This is a genomic window from Kitasatospora sp. NPDC058115 (genome assembly GCF_042884635.1).
GTDB lineage: Bacteria > Actinomycetota > Actinomycetes > Streptomycetales > Streptomycetaceae > Kitasatospora.
In genome coordinates, this window is the sequence record NZ_JBHVTL010000006.1 from 50,004 (window position 1) to 67,860 (window position 17,857).

General features: G+C 75.2%; 16 protein-coding genes. 7 read left to right on the plus strand and 9 right to left on the minus strand.

Annotation, left to right across the window (positions count from 1 at the left end; genetic code table 11):
• Positions 1 to 6: 6 nt before the first annotated feature.
• Positions 7 to 609, plus strand: a complete 603-nt coding sequence (locus ACFVVL_RS08080) for a DUF1707 domain-containing protein (protein ID WP_387672314.1) — start codon at positions 7 to 9, stop codon at positions 607 to 609.
• Positions 610 to 657: 48 nt separating this feature from the next.
• Here the strand turns inward: ACFVVL_RS08080 and ACFVVL_RS08085 are convergent, their stop codons facing one another.
• Complete coding sequence (locus ACFVVL_RS08085) at positions 658 to 1,269, minus strand: TetR family transcriptional regulator C-terminal domain-containing protein (protein WP_387672317.1); 612 nt, start codon at positions 1,267 to 1,269, stop codon at positions 658 to 660.
• Between the two features lie 143 nt (positions 1,270 to 1,412).
• Here ACFVVL_RS08085 and ACFVVL_RS08090 point away from each other — a divergent pair, with 143 nt between their 5' ends.
• Positions 1,413 to 1,637, plus strand: a complete 225-nt coding sequence (locus ACFVVL_RS08090) for a hypothetical protein (RefSeq protein ID WP_387672320.1) — start codon at positions 1,413 to 1,415, stop codon at positions 1,635 to 1,637.
• Positions 1,638 to 1,658: 21 nt separating this feature from the next.
• Here the strand turns inward: ACFVVL_RS08090 and ACFVVL_RS08095 are convergent, their stop codons facing one another.
• Genes ACFVVL_RS08095 through ACFVVL_RS08105 form a run of 3 tightly spaced genes read right to left on the minus strand, consistent with a single transcriptional unit; the run spans position 1,659 to position 5,153 of the window.
• Positions 1,659 to 2,702, minus strand: a complete 1,044-nt coding sequence (locus ACFVVL_RS08095; RefSeq protein WP_387672323.1) for an agmatine/peptidylarginine deiminase — start codon at positions 2,700 to 2,702, stop codon at positions 1,659 to 1,661.
• 28 nt (positions 2,703 to 2,730) lie between these two features.
• Positions 2,731 to 4,446 (minus strand): urease subunit alpha, encoded by a 1,716-nt coding sequence (locus ACFVVL_RS08100; RefSeq protein ID WP_380296012.1) that lies wholly within the window; start codon positions 4,444 to 4,446, stop codon positions 2,731 to 2,733.
• Positions 4,443 to 5,153, minus strand: coding sequence for an urease subunit gamma (locus tag ACFVVL_RS08105; RefSeq protein WP_387672326.1), 711 nt, complete (start codon positions 5,151 to 5,153; stop codon positions 4,443 to 4,445). Before ACFVVL_RS08105 ends, ACFVVL_RS08100 begins: the two co-directional genes overlap by 4 nt.
• A 427-nt stretch (positions 5,154 to 5,580) precedes the next feature.
• On the opposite strand from ACFVVL_RS08105, the gene ACFVVL_RS08110 reads away from it, so the two are divergent.
• The gene (locus ACFVVL_RS08110) at positions 5,581 to 6,078 is read left to right on the plus strand and encodes an ATP-binding protein (RefSeq protein ID WP_387672329.1); all 498 of its coding nucleotides are present in this window, start codon (positions 5,581 to 5,583) and stop codon (positions 6,076 to 6,078) included.
• 343 nt (positions 6,079 to 6,421) lie between these two features.
• Positions 6,422 to 8,671, plus strand: coding sequence for a SpoIIE family protein phosphatase (locus tag ACFVVL_RS08115; protein ID WP_387672332.1), 2,250 nt, complete (start codon positions 6,422 to 6,424; stop codon positions 8,669 to 8,671).
• 50 nt (positions 8,672 to 8,721) lie between these two features.
• On the opposite strand, the gene ACFVVL_RS08120 is transcribed toward ACFVVL_RS08115, so the two are convergent.
• The 5 genes from ACFVVL_RS08120 to ACFVVL_RS08140 all read right to left on the minus strand — a co-directional run bounded on the left by ACFVVL_RS08120 (position 8,722) and on the right by ACFVVL_RS08140 (position 14,001).
• Positions 8,722 to 9,762 carry a DUF2637 domain-containing protein gene (locus tag ACFVVL_RS08120; protein ID WP_387672335.1) on the minus strand — a complete coding sequence of 347 codons (1,041 nt, stop codon included), beginning with the start codon at positions 9,760 to 9,762 and terminating at the stop codon, positions 8,722 to 8,724.
• Between the two features lie 402 nt (positions 9,763 to 10,164).
• Positions 10,165 to 10,932: a hypothetical protein gene (locus ACFVVL_RS08125; RefSeq protein ID WP_387672338.1), complete on the minus strand. Its 768-nt coding sequence runs from the start codon at positions 10,930 to 10,932 to the stop codon at positions 10,165 to 10,167.
• Positions 10,933 to 11,207: 275 nt separating this feature from the next.
• Complete coding sequence (locus tag ACFVVL_RS08130) at positions 11,208 to 12,080, minus strand: hypothetical protein (RefSeq protein WP_380296001.1); 873 nt, start codon at positions 12,078 to 12,080, stop codon at positions 11,208 to 11,210.
• Between the two features lie 219 nt (positions 12,081 to 12,299).
• A complete protein-coding gene (locus ACFVVL_RS08135) occupies positions 12,300 to 12,899 on the minus strand; it encodes an NTP transferase domain-containing protein (RefSeq protein ID WP_387672341.1) in 600 nt (199 codons plus the stop codon).
• 88 nt (positions 12,900 to 12,987) lie between these two features.
• On the minus strand, positions 12,988 to 14,001 hold the full coding sequence (locus ACFVVL_RS08140; protein WP_387672344.1) for a GlxA family transcriptional regulator: 1,014 nt from the start codon (positions 13,999 to 14,001) through the stop codon (positions 12,988 to 12,990).
• Positions 14,002 to 14,123: 122 nt separating this feature from the next.
• Here ACFVVL_RS08140 and ACFVVL_RS08145 point away from each other — a divergent pair, with 122 nt between their 5' ends.
• The 3 genes from ACFVVL_RS08145 (at position 14,124) to ACFVVL_RS08155 (ending at position 17,735) form a co-directional block, all read left to right on the plus strand.
• Positions 14,124 to 15,038 carry an NAD-dependent epimerase/dehydratase family protein gene (locus ACFVVL_RS08145; RefSeq protein WP_387672347.1) on the plus strand — a complete coding sequence of 305 codons (915 nt, stop codon included), beginning with the start codon at positions 14,124 to 14,126 and terminating at the stop codon, positions 15,036 to 15,038.
• A 104-nt stretch (positions 15,039 to 15,142) separates the two neighbouring features.
• Positions 15,143 to 15,919: an HNH endonuclease family protein gene (locus tag ACFVVL_RS08150; RefSeq protein WP_387672350.1), complete on the plus strand. Its 777-nt coding sequence runs from the start codon at positions 15,143 to 15,145 to the stop codon at positions 15,917 to 15,919.
• A gap of 157 nt (positions 15,920 to 16,076) precedes the next feature.
• A complete protein-coding gene (locus tag ACFVVL_RS08155) occupies positions 16,077 to 17,735 on the plus strand; it encodes an alpha/beta hydrolase (protein WP_387672353.1) in 1,659 nt (552 codons plus the stop codon).
• The last annotated feature ends 122 nt before the right edge of the window (positions 17,736 to 17,857 follow it).

Below are 17,857 nucleotides of genomic sequence, written 5' to 3' on the forward strand. Positions count from 1 at the left end.
GCGGTCATGACCGTCCAGCCGCCGGAGAACTCTCCGAGCCCCGTGCCCCCGGGCGGCCTCCGCGCCTCCCACGACGAACGGGAGGCCGTGGTGGCGCGGCTGCGCGATGCGGCGGCCGAGGGGCGGATCGACCTCGACGAGCTGGACGAGCGCCTGGAGCGGGCGCTGAGCTCGAAGACCCACGGCGAGCCGGCCGTCCTGACCGCCGACCTGCCCGGGCCGGTTCCGTCGCAGGACCGGCCGCCGCTGCTGCTCAGGGGCGGCGTGCAGGGGGTGTCGCGCGGCCCCGGGCGCTGGGAGGTTCCCGGGCACGTGATCGCCCACGGAGGGCTGGGCGGCGTGAAACTCGACTTCACCCGGGTCGAGTGCCGCCTCGCGGAGGTCGTGGTGGAGGCGTACGGGGAGATGGCCGGCGTCACGGTCGTCATCCCCGACACCTGGGCCGCGGACACCGGTGGCATCGATCCCGGCATCGGCGGCCTGAAGGACCGGACGACTCCCGACCGGCTCCCGGGCACGCCGCTGGTCCGGCTGACCGGATCCGGCGGAGTGGCGGGGGTGGTCGTCCGCCACCCCAACCGCCGGGAGCGGCGCAAGCCGCACGACTGATCCGGCGCCCCGGCCCCCGGCTCCCCGCGGACCGCCGGGCCCGCCGGCTCAGGCGGTCGGGCCGGAGCCGAGCAGGGACGTGCAGGCGGTGGTGGCCAGGTGCAGGGCGCGGGGGCGGTCCGCGCCGGGCAGGCCGAGGGCGAGGGGGACGGCGAGGCCGTCGAGCAGGGCGCGGATCTGGATGGCGCGCTCGGTGGCGTCGCCGGGGGCGAAGCGGGCCGCCGCGGCGCCCTCCTCGATCAGGGCGACCAGATCGGCCTGCCAGGGCGCCTCGATCTCCAGCTGTCCCCGCCGCAGCTCCTCGCCGGCGGGGGAGCGCCCCCACACCTCGACCCAGAGGATCCAGCGCGGGTCCCCCGGACCCTCCGGCAGGTACAGCGCGGTGTACTCCGCCAGCCGCTGCCGGACGCCGCGCCCGCACTCGGCGAGCATCGCCCGGCGGCGGGCGCCGAGCTGCTCCTCGCTCCAGCGCAGCGTCTCCAGCAGCAACTGGTCCTTGCTGCCGAAGTAGTAGAGCAGGTGCCCGGCGCTCATCTGGAGCTGCTTGCCGAGGCCGGCCATGGTGAGCTTGGCGAGCCCGTGCTGGGCGATCGCGGCGCGCGCGGTGGCGAAGACCTCCTCGCGCGGGCGGGCCGGTCGGCGCGGGCGGGCGTCGGCCATCGGTGCTGCTCCTCGGGGCTCAAGGGTCCTTCACGATACCGGCCGTGGCCGGACGGCCACGGAGCGGGGCGGAGGGGGTTCGGCGCCCCGCTCCTGCGGGTACGAACCGGTCAGGACGTTCCCGACCCCCGGGGGTGGTGGCCATGGCCACGATGATCGCCCTGTTCGCCGGCCTCGCCCTCGTGGTGACCGCGCTGACGGTGTACCTGCACCGGCGGGGCAGCGGCCCGACCGAGAACCTCGACGGGGTGCTGGCCGAGCAGGAGCGGCTGGCCCGGCTCCGGGCCGTCCGCTCCTCCTGCAGCTCGGTCGCGATGCACAGCTCCCACGGACTCACCACCGACGACCTGAGCCGGTACCACCGGTAGACCCGGTGGTACCGGGCGGGATCAGGCCTTCGGCTGCTGCTGGGTGATGCAGTGGATGCCGCCGCCGTTGGCGAAGATCTCGCGGGCGTCGACCAGCTCGACCGTGCGGCCGGGGTAGGCCTCGGCCAGGATCGCGGCGGCCTCCTGGTCGCGCGGGTCGTCGAAGGCGCACAGCACCACGGCGCCGTTGGCCACGTAGTGGTTGATGTACGAGTAGTCGACCGGCTCGCCCTCCTCGTCCAGCAGGACGGTGGGGGCGGGCAGTTCGAGGACCTCCAGCGGGCGGCCCCGGGCGTCGGTGGAGGCCCGCAGGATCGCCACCAGCTCCTGGCACACCGCGTGGTCGGGGTGCGCCGGGTCGGGCTGGACGTGCGCGACGACGACGCCGGGGCGGACGAACGAGGCGACGATGTCGATGTGGCCGCGGGTGCCGAACTCGTCGTAGTCGCGGGTGAGCCCGCGCGGCAGCCAGATCGCCTTGGTGGTGCCGAGGAAGGCGTGCAGCTCGGCCTCGACCTGCTCCTTGGTCCAGTCGGCGTTGCGGCCCTCGCCGAGCTGGACGGTCTCGGTGACGAGCACGGTGCCCTCGCCGTCGACGTGGATGCCGCCGCCCTCGTTGATGAGCTTCGAGGCGAACCGCCGGACCCCGGTCAGCTCGGCGACGTGCTCGGCGACGTGCTGGTCCTTGTCCCAGCGGGCCCAGGACTGCGCGCCCCAGCCGTTGAAGATCCAGTCGGTCGCGGCGAGGCCGCCCTCGCCGTCGACCAGGAAGGTCGGGCCGATGTCGCGCATCCAGGCGTCGTTCAGCGGGCGCTCGACGATCTCGACCTCGTCGGCGACGTACTTGCGGGCCTCGGCGGTCTCACCGGTGTTCACGACCAGGGTGACCGGCTCGTACCGGACGACGGTGTTGGCGACGGCGGCCCAGGCCTCGCGCGCCGCGTGCAGGTGCTCCGGCGTGTCGAAGGTCGGGTTGTCGGTCGGGAAGGCCATCCAGGTGCGGTCGTGCGGGTGCCACTCGGCGGGCATCCGGTAGCCGAGCGAGGCGGGGGCGGGGGTGGTCATCGCGGCGTCCTTCGGTGGAGCGGGAGGGTCAGAGGAAGTAGAGGCGGCTGAGCGCGACGCTGTCGGCGGGCTCGGAGCGCAGCGGGGCGCCGTCGAGCGAGACCAGGCCGGTCTCGGTGACGTCGACGCGGCCGACCCGGGCGTTGCGCACCATGTCGCGCGGGCCGATGCCGCGGGTGCCCCGGACGCCGACGCGCCGGCGCCGGGTGGGCAGGCCGTCGGCGGGGCGGTCGAGGTAGGCGCCGTCGGCGGCGGCCTGGGCGACGAAGGCGACCGAGATGTCGGCGGCGGTGGCCCCGTGCGCGCCGAACTGCGGGCCGAGCACGAGCGGCTCGCAGCGGTCGGTGGAGGCGTTGGGGTCGCCGACCACGCCGTAGGCGGGGAAACCGGACTTGAGGACCAGCTGCGGCTTGGCGCCGAAGTGGTCCGGGCGCCAGAGCACGATGTCGGCGAGCTTGCCGATCTCGATCGAGCCGACCTCGTGGGCCAGGCCGTGGGCGATGGCGGGGTTGATGGTGAGCTTGGCGATGTAGCGCAGCACGCGCTCGTTGTCGTCGCCGCCCTCGGTGGTGCCGTAGCCGCCGTCGAGCGGTCCGAGCTCGGCCTTCATCTTGCCGGCCATGGCGAAGGTGCGGCGCACGGTCTCGCCGGCCCGGCCCATGCCCTGGGCGTCGGAGGAGGTGATGCCGATGACGCCCAGGTCGTGCAGGACGTCCTCGGCGCCCATCGTGCCGGCCCGGATCCGGTCGCGGGCCATCGCGGCGTCGCCCGGCAGGTCGGTCTTGAGGTCGTGCGCGGAGACGATCATGTCGAAGTGCTCGCCCAGCGCGTCCCGGCCGAACGGCAGGGTGGGGTTGGTGGAGGAGCCGATGACGTTCGGCACGCCCGCCATCTTGAGCACGTTGGGCACGTGGCCGCCGCCGCAGCCCTCGATGTGGAAGGCGTGGATGGTCCGGCCCTCCAGCACCTTGAGGGTGTCCTCGACGGACAGGCACTCGTTGAGGCCGTCGGTGTGCAGGGCGACCTGCACGTCGTACTCCTCGGCGACCCGCAGCGCGGTGTCCAGGGCGCGGGTGTGGGCGCCCATGTCCTCGTGCACCTTGAAGCCGGAGGCGCCGCCCTCCGCGAGGGCCTCGATCAGCGGGGCCTCGTCGGAGGAGGAGCCGCGGCCGAGGAAGCCGATGTTGACCGGCCAGGCGTCGAAGGCGTTGAAGGCGTGCCGCAGCGCCCAGGGGGAGTTGACGCCGACGCCCCAGACCGGGCCGAACTCCTGGCCGATGATCGTGGTGACGCCGGAGGCGAGCGAGGCCTCCATGATCCGCGGCGACAGCAGGTGGACGTGGGTGTCGATGGCGCCGGCGGTGGCGATCATGCCCTCGCCGGAGACGATCGTGGTCCCGGTGCCGACGACCACGTCGACGCCGTCCATGGTGTCGGGGTTGCCGGCCCGGCCGATCGAGGCGATCCGCCCGGCGACGAGGCCGATCGAGGTCTTCCGGATGCCCTGGACCGCGTCGATCACCAGGACGTTGCTGATGACCACGTCACAGGTGTCGCGGACGGCGGCGGGCCTGAGGTGCAGTCCGTCGCGGGCGGTCTTGCCGAAGCCGGCCAGGAACTCGTCGCCCGGCGCCTGGGAGTCCGACTCGACGCGGACGATCAGCCCGGAGTCGCCGAGCCGGATCCGGTCGCCGGCCCGCGGGCCGTGCACGGAGATGTAGTCGTGGGGGGTGATGGACGTCACGACTCGACCTCCGCGTCGTCGAAGTGGGTGAGGTAGCCGGTCGCGCGGGCCTTGGCCAGCGCGGCCTCCTTGGCGCCGGGGGCGTCCAGCGGGCCGTCGACCAGGCCGGCGAAGCCGATCGCGACCCGCTCGCCGCCGATCGGGACGAGGCCGACCTCGACGGTGGCGCCCGGGTCGAAGCGCACCGAGGAGCCGGCCGGGATCGCGAGGTGGGTGCCGTAGGCGGCGCCGCGGTCGAAGGCCAGGCGCGGGTTGGCCTCGAAGAAGTGGAAGTGCGAGGTGACCGAGATCGGCACACCGGAGGTGTTGTGGACGGCCAGGACGACGGTCTCCTCGACCGGGTCGTAGCCGGCGCCGTCGCCGGGCAGCGCGCCGCCGGGGGCCTCGTCGCCGAGCGAGCCGGCGCCCCGGAACGGGTCGTTGACCACGGCGAGGCGGGTGCCGTCGTCGAAGACCGCCTCGACCTGGACCACGGTGACCACGTCGGGCACGCCGGGCAGCACGTCGTCGGCGGTGAGCACGGAGCGGCCGGCCTCGATGGCCTCGGCGAGGCGACGGCCGTCCCGGGCGGCCTCGCAGACGGTGTCGGCGATCAGCGCGGTCGCCTCGGGGATGTTGAGGCGGACGCCTCGGGCGCGGCGGGCGCGGGCCAGCTCGGCTGCTGTGAAGATCAGCAGCCGGTCCCGCTCGGTGGGGGTCAGTCGCACGGTTCCTCGCTCGCGGTCGCCGGGGGAGGGGGGTGAGAGTTGTTAGAACGGCGTTCAAACATCTCCGGTCATTGAACCCGGAGCCGCCCGCCCTGTCCAGCCTTGCCGCTCCCGCGGCGATCGGCTCGCCGACCGACCGGGCGCGGCGGCGCCGGCGGTCGAAAACCGCCCGTACGCTTCGCAAACCTGACCGCCGCGGGCAGTTGGATCACGCGAACCGCCCCGTGCCCCCTTCACCCCAGGTGATCGCCCGGGCACTGTTCCAAATGCCGAAAGCTGGGCATGAGGATGGTTGGTCAGTACCAAGGTGGCCGACCGGCCGGCGGGGGATCCGGCCCGGCGGCCCGGAACGAGGGCGGGGGCAGGGGTGATGGACGGTCAGTCGCGATTCCCGCGGCAGCGGACAAGTTCGGGCGGAGCCTTCCGGGTGACCGGAACCGGCCAGGGTGCCCCGGCGGGCACGGCCGGCCCCGTGCACACGGCCGGCCCGGCGGGCGCCACCCGGCCGGGCGTACCGGCGCCCGGGTGCGCGCTCAACCGCCGGCTCCACCTGGCGCTGGAGGCCGCCGACCTGGTCGGCGTCGGGGCGGTGCGCCGCCGGCTGCGCACCGCGCTCGGCCTGTGGGGCGTGCCCGAGCTGGCCGACACGGCCGAGCTGCTCACCTCCGAACTGGTCACCAACGCGCTGCAGCACACCGGCCAGGGCGCCGTCTTCGACGCGGTGCTCACCGGCGACCAGCGGCTGCGCATCGAGGTCCAGGACGGCACCGCCCGCCTGCCCGGGCGCCGCCGCGACCAGGAGGTGGAGTACGCCACCTCCGGCCGCGGGCTGCTGCTGGTGGAGGCGCTCGCCGACTCCTGGGGGGTCCAGCTGCGGGGGGACGGCAAGGTCACCTGGTTCGAGCTGGGCACCGTCGACGCCTGAGGCCGTCCGGCCCCCGTCCGGCCCCGGGGCGGCCCCGTTTCCGTGCTCCGTCCGGGGCGCGTCGGCCCCGTTCGGCCGCCGTTTGCCGCACGGGCACTGTTCGCTGTCGAACGATGCCCGGAAGCGAAGGCGGAAGGCGAGATTTCCGGCCCGTTGCCATTGCCGCCGGGCCGAACATTGGCCAGGATGGTGGGAATGTGTGCCCACGTGCGAGAAGCGGCGGGGAAGGACCACCTCGACCACTGACCGCCCGTCGGCGCGCGACCGTCGAGCACCACCCACACACGCCACGCGGCCCGTCCGGACGGTCGGCGCGGTCCGTCACGGCAGCGGCAGGAGCAGCATGCCCACAGAGTCCGAGTCACCGGGGCCGGCCCTTCCTTCCGGTCCGTCCACGACCGGCTCCGGGCGGGCCAGACCCCCGGCGCAGGCGGCCCGGCGGCACGCGCTGCGCACCGCCCCCGGCCTGGCGGCCGGCCGACTGGCACCGATGCTCTCCGGCGGCCTGCCGCTCTCCCCGGGCGACACCACGCCGGACTGGCTGGAGCCCGCGATGGCCGCCAACGGCATCGGCTCGTTCGACTGGGACATCCGCCGCGACATCCTGGAGGGCGACCAGCGCGCCTGCACCATCGTCGGGCTCGACGCCGTCGAGAAGGGCCGCTTCGACCGCTCCTCCGCCTCCTTCCTCGCCCTGCTCCACCCCGAGGACGCCCCCGTGGTGCGCCGCCGGGTCGAGCGCGCCGTCGCCGAGCTCGGCCAGTGCGGCGCCTACTACCGGACGGTCGGCCCGAGCGGCGCCATGCGGGCCGTCCGGTTCCGCGGCCGGGTCCTCGCCGACGCCTTCGGCCGGGCCTCCCGGATGGTCGGCTTCGTCTGGGACGCCACCGTCGAACTGCACAAGCGCGACCGCGCCGACCGGCTCGCCCTGCTGCGCGAGGAGCGCTCCCGCTTCATCAAGGAGGCCGCCCGCGCGCTCTCCGAGGCGGTCACCGTGCGGGACGTCGCCCGGGTCTTCACCGAGCTGCCGCTGCCCGGACTGCCGCCGGACGGCCTGGTCCTGGCCTCCTTCGAGGCCGGCCGGGTGCAGATCCTCGGCGCCTCCGGCTACCGCACCGACGAGCTGACCGGCTACGACCGCTCGGTGCTGCCGCCCAGCCACCCCGCCGCCGAGGCGCTGCGGGGCCGCGCCCCGGTGTTCTGCACCAGCCGCGAGGAGTACCGCGAGCGCTACCCCGACGTCTGGGAGCAGGCCCGCCGCACCACCCGCAGCTCCTGGGCGTTCCTGCCGCTGGTCGCCAGCGGCCGGGCGATCGGCGTCTGCGTGGTCAGCTTCGACGACGACCGCCGGCTCGACGCCGACGAGCGCACCCTGCTCTCCACCCTCGGCGGCCTGGTCGCCCAGTCACTGGCCCGGGCCCGGCTGCACGACGCCGAACACGAGCTGGCGGCCGGTCTGCAGCGCGTCATGCTGCCGCGCACCGTGCCGTCCGTGCCGGGCGTCACCACCGCCGTCCGCTACCTGGCGGCCGGCTCCGGCCTCCAGATCGGCGGCGACTGGTACGACGTGGTGCCGCTGCCCGGCGGTCACGTCGGCCTGGTGATCGGCGACGTCCAGGGCCACGACGTGCACGCGGCCGGCATCATGGGCCAGCTGCGGATCGCCCTGCGCGCCTACGCCGCCGAGGGCCACCCGCCCGCCGCGGTGATGGCCCGGGCCTCCCGCTTCCTCGCCGACCTCGACACCGACCACTTCGCCACCTGCACCTACGCCGAGGTCAACGTCGACTACGGCGTGGTCTACGCCGTCCGGGCCGGCCACCTCGACCCGGTGGTGCGGCGCGGCGACGGCACCGCCACCACCGTCCCGGTGGCCGGCGGGCTGCCGCTCGGCATCGCCCCGGACGAGGAGTACCGGGTCACCCGGTTCAGCCTCGACCCGGGCGAGACCGTGCTGCTCTGCACCGACGGCCTGGTCGAGGCGCGCGGCATGGACCTCGACGAGGGCATCGCCCGGCTCACCGCCGTGCTCTCCGAACCGCTCGCGGACCCGGCCGCGACGGGTCGCGACCCGCTGGACGACCTCGCCGACCGGATCGCCTCCCAGGCCGCCGATTCCAGCGAGCGCGAGGACGACATCGCGCTGCTCCTGCTGCGCTGGGACGGCCCCGAGGGCGGTCTGGCCGCCCAGCAGCTGCGCCGCCGGATCGGTCAGGCCGACCTCGCCCGGATCTCCGAGGTCCGTGCCGAACTGCGCGACGCGCTGCGGCGCTGGGGGGTGTCGGAGCTGATCGACACCGCCGAACTGCTCTCCTCCGAGCTGGTCACCAACGCCATCCGGCACACCGACCGGGACGCCATGTTCACCGCCCGCCTCTACCGGGAGCCGGTCGCGGACGGCGGCCGGGCGCGGCTGCGGGTCGAGGTGGAGGACGAGTCGGACCTCTGGCCGACCCGCCGCACACCGGGGGAGCAGGCCTCCTCCGGGCGCGGGCTGATGCTGGTCGAGGCGCTGGCCGACGGCTGGGGCGTGGAGCCCCGGGGGTCGGGCAAGCGGATGTGGTTCGAGCTCAGCGTGACGCCCGTGGAGTGACGCCCCTGGCGTGACGGCCGGGAGTGGTGGCCGCGGACGCCGCCGGGGCGTCAGCCGAACTGCTGCTCCAGGTCCTTCAGCTTCTGCTCCAGGGAGTCCAGCCGGGGCAGCGGCGCGGTGGCCTCCTCCGTCGTGAGGTCGAGGGTGCGCCGCTCGGGCACGGCCGGCAGGCCGGCCTGGGCGACGGCGCCCCCGGCGGCGGGCCGCTCCGGCCCGCCGCCGTCGGGGGCCGCTATGACGGACTCCGGGCCGGACTCCAGCTGCCGGGCCGCCGGGGGCGCGCCGCCGCCACCGCGTTGGCGCCAGACGCTGTTGGTGCGGTTGATCGCCCGGATCTCGGCCCGCTCGCGGCGCCCCGCCAGCTTGCGGCGCTCCCTCTCCCGGGCCCGCTCGCGCTTGTCGTCGCGGACCTCGTCGACCGCCTCGTCCAGGCTGCGGACGTTCTCCAGCAGCATCAGCGACCAGGCGGCGTAGGTCTCGCGGGGCGCGCGCAGCCAGCGGACGATGCGGATCTGCGGCAGCGGGCGGGGGACGAGCCCCTGCTCGCGCAGCGCGGCCCGGCGGGTCTGCTTGAGCGCCCGGTCGAACAGCACCGCCGCCGAGAGCGACATCCCCGCGAAGAACTGCGGCGCCCCGGCGTGGCCGAAGCCGCGCGGGGCGTGCACCCAGTTGAACCAGGCCGAGGCCCCGGCGAACAGCCAGACCAGCAGCCGGGAGCCGAGCGCCGCGTCACCGTGGCTGGCCTCGCGCACGGCGAGCACCGAGCAGAACATCGCCGCGCCGTCCAGGCCGAACGGCACCAGGTACTCCCAGCCGCCGGACAGGTTGAGGTTCTGCACCCCGAAGCCGACCAGGCCGTGGAAGGAGAGCGCGGCGGCCACGGCCGCGCAGCAGAACAGCAGCGTGTACGAGGCCCCGCCGTACAGGGACTCCTTCCGGCGGCGGCGCTCCTCGGCCCGCTCCCAGGAATCCGCGGCGGCCCCGCTGCTCGTGGCCCCCCGGCTCCGGACCAGGGTCACCAGGAGCGCGCCGACCAGCAGCACCGCGACGCCGGTGACGGCCCAACCCAGCGGTATGTCGGACAATTTCATCGCCTGGACCAGCCTCGCTCTCCTGCGTCGCAATTCCCGTGCCGTGATGGCGGGGACCATCATGACGGATGCCCGGCCGGGGAATGACTGATTTCCTGTCAATGCACCGGGGAGGGGGATTTTTGGCGAGGGGTTAATCTTTTCATCGCATTAACGCGAAAAAAGGGGAGTCGGGAATTCCGGACCTCCGCCCGGCCGGCGGGGCGGCGGCCGGGCCGCCGCCGTGCGCGGCGTTCGAGGTGTGCGGGGGAGCGGGGCGCCGGGGCGGTGAATCCGGCGCCGGGCGCGCAGGGCGCGCACTCCGGCGCGGCGGGGCCGCTCGCGCCGGGACCGGCGGACACCGGGAACGGCACGGCGAACCCGGCCGGGTCACTGCTCGACCCGGCCAGGGTTAGCCTCACCTTAGCTGATCGGCCGCTGTGCCTGCCTCCCGCCGTGCTCGTCCGGGTGGGCGCCCGGTGTGCGCGCCGCGCCGAGCTGGCGGGCGAGCCAGACCGGCACGCCCCCCAGCGCCTGCACCAGTCTGGTCGCCTCCGCCCGCAGCCGCACGGCCTCGGCCGGCTCGGACACCTCGGCGAGCGCCGCCAGCGCCGGCGCCACGCCCACCGTGAAGCCCAGCTGCTCGCGCAGCCGCAGCGAGGCGTCGAACCCCTCCCGGGCACGCTCGTGGTCCCCGGCCGCGAGCGCCAGGGCGGCCAGGTGCCGCCAGGTCGAGGAGCGGAGCAACTCGTCGCCGCGTTCGCCCGCGCCGTCGTGGGCCCGGCGGTAGGCGATCCAGGCCGCCGTCGGATCACGCAGCAGGTTCTCCGCGACCAGCCCCCGCCGGAAGTCCAGCAGTGGCCGGCCCGGTGCGTCCGGCGGCAGCAGGGCCGAGGTGCGCCCGAGCGCGGCCTGGGCCTCGTCCAGCCGGTCGCGGGCGCCGAGCACGCTCGCCACGTACGCCAGGAAGCCGCGCGCGCAGGCCGCCGACGCGCGCTGTTCGGTGGTCGCCGCGACGGCCTCGGCCAGGCGCAGTGCCTGCTCGGCCTGGCTCCAGTTGGCCGCGGTGAACAGACACTGCTCGATCAGTAGTTCGGCCCTGACGAGCGCCGCCGTCGGGTCGCGCTCGGCGGCCGGCCGTAACAGTTCGGCGGCCTCCCGCCAGCACGCCCGGGACCGCAGCCGCCACACGGTGTCCCCCGGCTCCGGAGGCGCCGCCGGCCCCCGTGCGTCCCGGCCACTCGGGCCCCATCCGTGCTCCGACAACGCCACCTCCTTGTGTGCGCCATCCAGCAGGAAGCGGGCCCCTCCCCACTCGTGGCATGACGCGCCACAGGCCCGCGCTGTGGCGGCAATTCAACACGGGGGCGAGCTTGTGCACCAGATCACGAGCGGAGGTTGTTGCGTCCGGACGGGTTTTCTCCCGGATGATCAGCGGGCGACGGGCCGGGGAACCGGACGGGACCTCAGGATGTCCAGCCGGTCTCCATCAGGGCCTCGGCGGCGCCGTTCGCGGGCTGCGGCACACCCGCCAGGTCCAGGCTGAACAGCGCCACCAGCAGCTGTTCGCCGCGCACCGTGGCCTGGTGCGAATAGCCCGCAAGAGTGAACATCGCGGCGGCCATCTCCTCCGCGTGCAGGGTCTGCAGCCACAGGCACTCGACCGACTTCACATCGGCCGGCTCGGTCCAGGTGTCCACCTGCGCGACCATCCGGCTGCCCAGCAGGGTCACCCCGTCGCGTTCCTGGGCCTCGGTCAGCTCCAGGTCGTCGAAGCCCAGCCACTCCAGGTAGCGGGCCGCGGTGAACACGGCGTCCTGGGAGGTCCGCACCGGGTGCGGACGGAACGGCGCGCGCCGCCGCCACGGCGCGGCCGGGGCGCCCGTGCCCGCACCCGCGGCCGGCGGGGCCGCGGCGGGCGCGTCCAGCGAGTGCGCGGGACGCACCGGGTGCGGGTGGGAGGCCCGCGGACCGGCGGCGGCGCCCAGCGGGCCGGCGGTGCCGCCGCCGCCCAGCCGGGTGGTGCGGTCCACCGGGAGCCGTACGGTGGCCCCGCAGTTGCAGGTGAACTCGGGCTGCGGCCACTGGTCGGAGCGCCCGCAGTGCGGACAGCGCATGCTCAGCCAGGAGTCCTCCCACGAGCGGAAGCGCACCTGCACCGGCACCCCGCCGCGCAGCAGCGGCACCTTGAGCGAGGCGCCGCACGGGCAGGGCAGCGACGGGGGTTCGTACAGGTGCTCCCGCCGGCAGGCGGGGCAGCGGATCGCCCGGGCGCCACCCGCCGCCGGGCCGCGTCCGGCCGGGTCGTGTCCGGTGAAGTCGTCGGGCAGTCCGGGCATCGCGGGCACCGTCCGTTCGCATCGGGGGTGGGTGACGTGTCCCATGCTCCCCGAAACCTGGGGGGTGCGGCGCGGAATGCGGCAATCCTCAGGGACGAATCAGGGGTGTGCGCTCGATCGATCGGCGGAGAGGAGGAGACGCCTCCCCCTCGGGCGGGAGCCGGGCCCTCCTCCCGGGCGAACGGGGGTGAACGCGTGCGGCCCGGTGCGGCCCGTGCGTCACTGCGCGCCCCACCGGGCCAGATCGTCCGGGGTGTCCAGGTCGTCCGGGGCGGCGACGTCGGCGCACTCGACCAGCGTGAGATCGTCCGCGTGCGCCGCCAGCAGGGCCCGCGCCCCCGTGTCGCCGTGTGCGCCCTGCGCCGCCTCGGCGAAGTGCCGGGCCCCGATCAGCACGGGGTGCCCGCGCCGGCCGTGGTACGCGGCGGCGGCCAGCTCCGCCCCGGCCCGGTGCGCGGCCAGCAGCCGGGCCACCGCGGCCGGGCTCACCCCTGGCGTGTCCACCAGCATCACCAGCGCCGCCGAGGACCGGGCGGGCAGCGCGGCCAGCCCGGTGCGCAGGGAGGAGCCCAGGCCGCGTTCCCAGTCCGGATTGGCCACCAGGCGGCAGCCCGGCAGATGGGCCGTCGAGCGCACCCGCTCCCGGTCCGCGCCCAGCACCACCGTCACCTCCCGGCAGCCGCCCGCCCGGACCACCGCCACCGCGTGCTCCACCAGCGGCCGGCCCCGGTAGCGGACCAGCGCCTTCGGCCGTCCGCCCAACCGCCGCCCGCCACCGGCGGCCAGCACCAGGGCGGCCACCGTCTCGCTCCGTTCCATGCGCCCAGCCTGCCCGCCCCGGCCGCCGTTGCGCACGGTCCGGCGCCGTCGGCCGTTCGCACGGTCCGGTGCCGTCAGCCGTCAGCCGTCAGCCGTTCGCGCGGGCCGTCGGCCGGGTGAAGTGCGCGCGGTAGGCACGCGGCGTCATGCCGACCCGCTGGAGGAGGTGACGGCGCAACGAGTCGGGGGTGACGAAGCCGGTGCGGGCGGCGACCCGGTCCACCGGCAGGGCGGTGGACTCCAGCAGCTCCCGGGCCTGTTCGAGGCGCTGGGTGAGCAGCCACTGGAGCGGGGTGGTCCCGGTCTCGGCCTGGAAGCGGCGGTTGAGGGTGCGCACGCTCACCCCCGCGTGCGCGGCCAGCCCGGCCAGCGTGAGCGGCTCGGCGAGCCGGGTGAGGGCCCAGGCCCGGGTGGCGGCGAGCGAGCTGCCGTCCGGGGCGGCCACCGGGGTCGGCAGGACCTGTCCCTGGCCGCCGTCGCGGACCGCCGAGACCGCCGCCAGCCGGGCCACCGCGTTGGCCACCGCCGCGCCGTGGTCGGTGCGCACCATGTGCAGGCACAGGTCGATGCCGGCGGTCAGCCCGGCGGAGGTGAGCACCGGGCCGTCGTCGACGAACAGCGCCTGCGGGAGCACCCGCACCTTGGGGAAGCGGTGCTCCAGCGCGCCCGCCTGCACCCAGTAGGTGGTGGCGCTGTGCCCGTCGAGCAGTCCGGCCTGGGCGAGGACGAACGCGCCGGTGCAGATCGAGGCCATCCGCGCGCCCCGGGCGGCCGCGGCGCGCAGGGCGGCGAGGATCCGCTCGTCGGCGTCGGTGCGGGAGGCCGAGCCGGTCACCAGCACGGTGTCGGCGGTGGCGATCGCGTTCAGGCCGTGCGGGACGACGACCTGGAGGCTGCTGGTGCTCGCGACCGGACCGGGCTCGATCGTGCAGATCCGCACCCGGTAGGCCGGGCGGCCGTCCACCTCGGCGGAGCCGAAGACGATGTCGGGGATCGCGAGGTCGAAGGCGGTCACCGGGGGCACGGCGACGACCGCGACCCGGTGCACGTCCGCGGACGGCCGTGCGGACGGGAGCGCGGGCGGGGGCGCGGACGAGGGCATGGCCAGAACCTCCGGAACCTTGGCAGCCGGAGCCCTGCCGCGCGGCGGGGCCCTGGCCGAGAGTTGATCACGGCGCCGCCCAGTCCGGCGTCACCACCCCTCAGGCAACCCGGGAGCCCCCCATGTCCTTCCACGTCGTCACCGGCGCCGGCCCGACCGGCACCGCCACCGCCCTGCGCCTGGCCGGGGAGGGCGAGCGGGTCCGCCTCGTGACCCGGCGCGGCAGCGGTCCCGAGCACCCCGGTGTCGAGCGCGTCGCCGCCGACGCCACCGACGCCGACGCCCTCACCGCGCTGGTCGAGGGCGCCCACTCGCTGATCAACTGCGCGGCCCCGCCGTACCACCGCTGGCCGACCGGGTTCCCGCCGCTCGCCGCCGCCCTGCTGACCGCCGCCGAACGCTCCGGCGCGGGCTACGTCATGCTCGGCAACGTCTACGGCTACGGTCCGGTGGACGGCCCGCTCACCGAGGACCGGCCGGCCGCCCCGGGCAGCCGCAAGGGCGCCGTGCGGGCGGCCCTGTGGGCGGACGCGCTGGCCGCCCACGAGGCGGGCCGGGCGCGCGTCACCGAGGTGCGGGCCAGCGACTTCCTCGGCCGCGCGGCGACCTCGCTGTTCGCCCTCACCGTGGCGCCGGCCGTGGTGGCGGGCACCCCGATCGGCTACCCCGCCGACCTGGACGCGCCGCACAGCTGGAGCTACGTCGGCGACGTGGCCGCCACCCTGGTCGCGGCCGCGCGCAACGAGGCGTCCTGGGGCCGGGCCTGGCACGTGCCCAGTACGAGCGAGGCCTCCGCCCGTGAGCTGTCCGCGCTGCTGGCGCAGGCGGCCGGAGCGCCGCAGCCGGCGCTCACGGCGGTCCCGGTGGCGGAGCTCGCCGGTTCGGGCGACGAGATCCTCGCCGAGGTCGAGGAGATGGCCTACCTCTACGACCGGCCGCTGCTGCTCGACTCGGCGCTCACCCGGCAGGTGCTGGGGGTGGCGGCGACGCCGCTGGGGACGGTGCTGGAGGAGGTCGTCCGGGACCTGCGGGTGTGAGCTTCGCCATGATCGAAATGCTCCGTGTTGTGGTGGCTTGACCACTCGCGGGGCGGCTGGTCTGCTGGTGCGCCGTCAGCCGCCCGCCCACCTGGGGAGTCCCCGTGCCCGCCCGTCGTCGCACCACCCTGTCCGCCACCGCCGTGGTCCTCCTGATATCCGCCGCGGTGCTGAGCAGTTGCTCGGACGACAAGAAGCCGGCGGGCGGCGGCGCGTCCGCCGGGTCCGGCGCGGCGGCCGCGGCGGGCCGGGGCACCAGCCCGCTGGAGAACCCCGACGGCACCAAGCCCGGTCTGGCGCCGCTGACTTCGGCCGAGGACCAGAAGGCCGGCCGTGAGCTGATCGCCAAGGTCTCCACCGCCGCGGCCGGGCCCAAGGACGGCTACGACCGCAATGAGTTCGGCCCGGCCTGGACCGACAACGTGGACGGCATACCCGGCGGCCACAACAACTGCGACACCCGCAACGACCTGCTGGCCCGCGACGGTTCGGCGGTGGAGCGCAAGGACGGCTCGACGTGCGTGGTCACCTCGATGACCATCCACGACCCGTACACCGGCAAGACGGTGGAGTGGGACAAGAAGCAGGCCTCGAAGATCCAGATCGACCACGTGATGCCGCTGTCCTACGACTGGCAGATGGGTGCCGCCAAGTGGGACAAGCTGAAGCGGGTGCAGATAGCCAACGACCCGCTCAACCTCATCCCGGCCGACGGTTCGCAGAACGCCTCCAAGGGCGACTCCGGCCCGTCCGCCTGGCTGCCGGCCAGCCCGGAGATCCGCTGCTCCTACGCGGTGCGCTTCGCCCAGGTGTCGCTGAAGTACCAGCTGCCGGTGACGGACGCCGACAAGAAGGCGATGCTCCAGCAGTGCGGCGGCTGACGGAACGCTGACGAACGGTGGGCGAACCCTCCGAGGAAACGTTTCCTCGGAGGGTTCGTCGCTCTTTGTCCGGAAGCGTGCACGGCCGGCGGGCCGCAGCGGGTGGGGCACCGTCAGCAGTGTGATCGTCAGGTGGTATTCGTGTGCGGTGCATTCGATGATCACCCGGTTCTCGCGACGCGCCCTGCCCGCCGTCGCCGCGGCCGCTCTGCTGGCCGCCTGCACCAGCTCGGGCGGCTCCACCGACGCGGCCCCCGGCACGCCGTCCACCGCCGCGACCACCACGCCGTCGCCCACCGACCCGGCGAGCGCCACCGCGGCCCCCGCCCCGACGCCCACGCCGACCGCCACGCCCACGCCGACGGTGAAGCCCACCGGCCAGGCGGACCCGGCCCTCCAGGCCTTCTACGGCCAGCAGCTCGGCTGGGCGGCCTGCGCGGACGACCCGAAGACCGCGAAGATCGACGAGTCGGCGGTGCAGTGCACCACCCTCAAGGTCCCGCTGGACTACGCCGACCCGGGCGCCGGCACCCTCGACGTCGCCGTGGTCCGCAAGCCCGCCGCCAAGCCCGACCAGCGGATCGGCGCCGTCGTCGTCAATCCCGGCGGCCCCGGCGGCACCGGGGTCGGCTTCGTCCAGCGCAACCCCGACTACTTCCAGAAGGGTGTCCGGGAGCGCTTCGACACCGTCGGCATCGACCCGCGCGGAGTCGGCGGCACCTCCCCGGTGAACTGCCTCGACGACAGGACCCGCGACGACTGGCTCGGCACCGACGACCCCGGCCCGGAGCACGGCAAGGTCCTCGCCGACGCCTGCCAGGCCAAGTACGGCAAGCTGCTGCCCTTCCTCGGCACCCGCGACTCGGTGCGCGACATGGACGTGCTGCGCGCCGCGCTCGGCGAGCAGAAGCTCACCTACTTCGGCCTCTCCTACGGCACCTACATCGGCAGCGTCTACGCCGAGGAGTTCCCGGACCGCGTCGGCCGGCTCGTCCTGGACGGCGCCGTCGACCCGTCCCTGCCGCTCGCCCAGCACAACATCGAGCAGTACGCCGGGTTCGAGCGCTCGCTCAACGCCTTCGCCGCGTACTGCGCCAAGAAGTCCTCCTGCCCGCTCGGCAAGGACCCCGACAAGGCCGCCGGCAAGCTCGCCGACTTCCTCGACGGGCTCAAGCAGAAGCCGCTCACCACGAGCACCGGCCGCGTCCTCACCAGCACCCTGGCGTGGACCGGCGTGATCGAGGGCCTCTACGGCGACGAGAGCGCCTGGGACCAGCTGCGGACCGTGCTGACGCAGGCCATGGCCAACGGCAAGGGCGACCTCCTGCTCGGCTACGCCGACTCCTACAACCGGCGCGACAAGGACGGCCACTACAACGTCTCCGCCGACGCCTACACCGCCATCCACTGCGCCGACGGGGCGACCGACGTCCCCACCGGGGACGCGCTCCAGGCCGCCTACGCCGACCTGGCCGCGAAGGCCCCGCTGATCAGCCGGCACGACCCGAGCGCCGCCGTCTTCGACCCGGACTGCCGGACCTGGCCGTTCCGTTCGGCCGAGCGCTCGCACCCCATCGCCTCCAAGGCCCAGGCGCCGATCGTCGTGGTCGGCTCCACCGGCGACGCGGCCACCCCGTACGCCAACGCCGAGAAGCTCGCCGCCCAGCTCGGCAACGCCGTGCTGCTCACCCGCGAGGGCGAGGGGCACACCGGGTACGGCTGGAGCGCCTGCATCCGGACCGCGGTGGACGCCTTCCTGCTGGAGGGCGCCGCGCCGGCCGCCGGGACGCGCTGCGCGAGCGACCCCGCGCAGTGAGCCGCCGGCAGTCCTGATGCGGCACAACGGCGGGGCGCGCCACGGTGACCCGGGGGGCCCCCCCCCGCCCGGGGGGGGCCCCGCGGGGGGGGGGGATAGAATAAAAAACAGCCCCCCCCCCC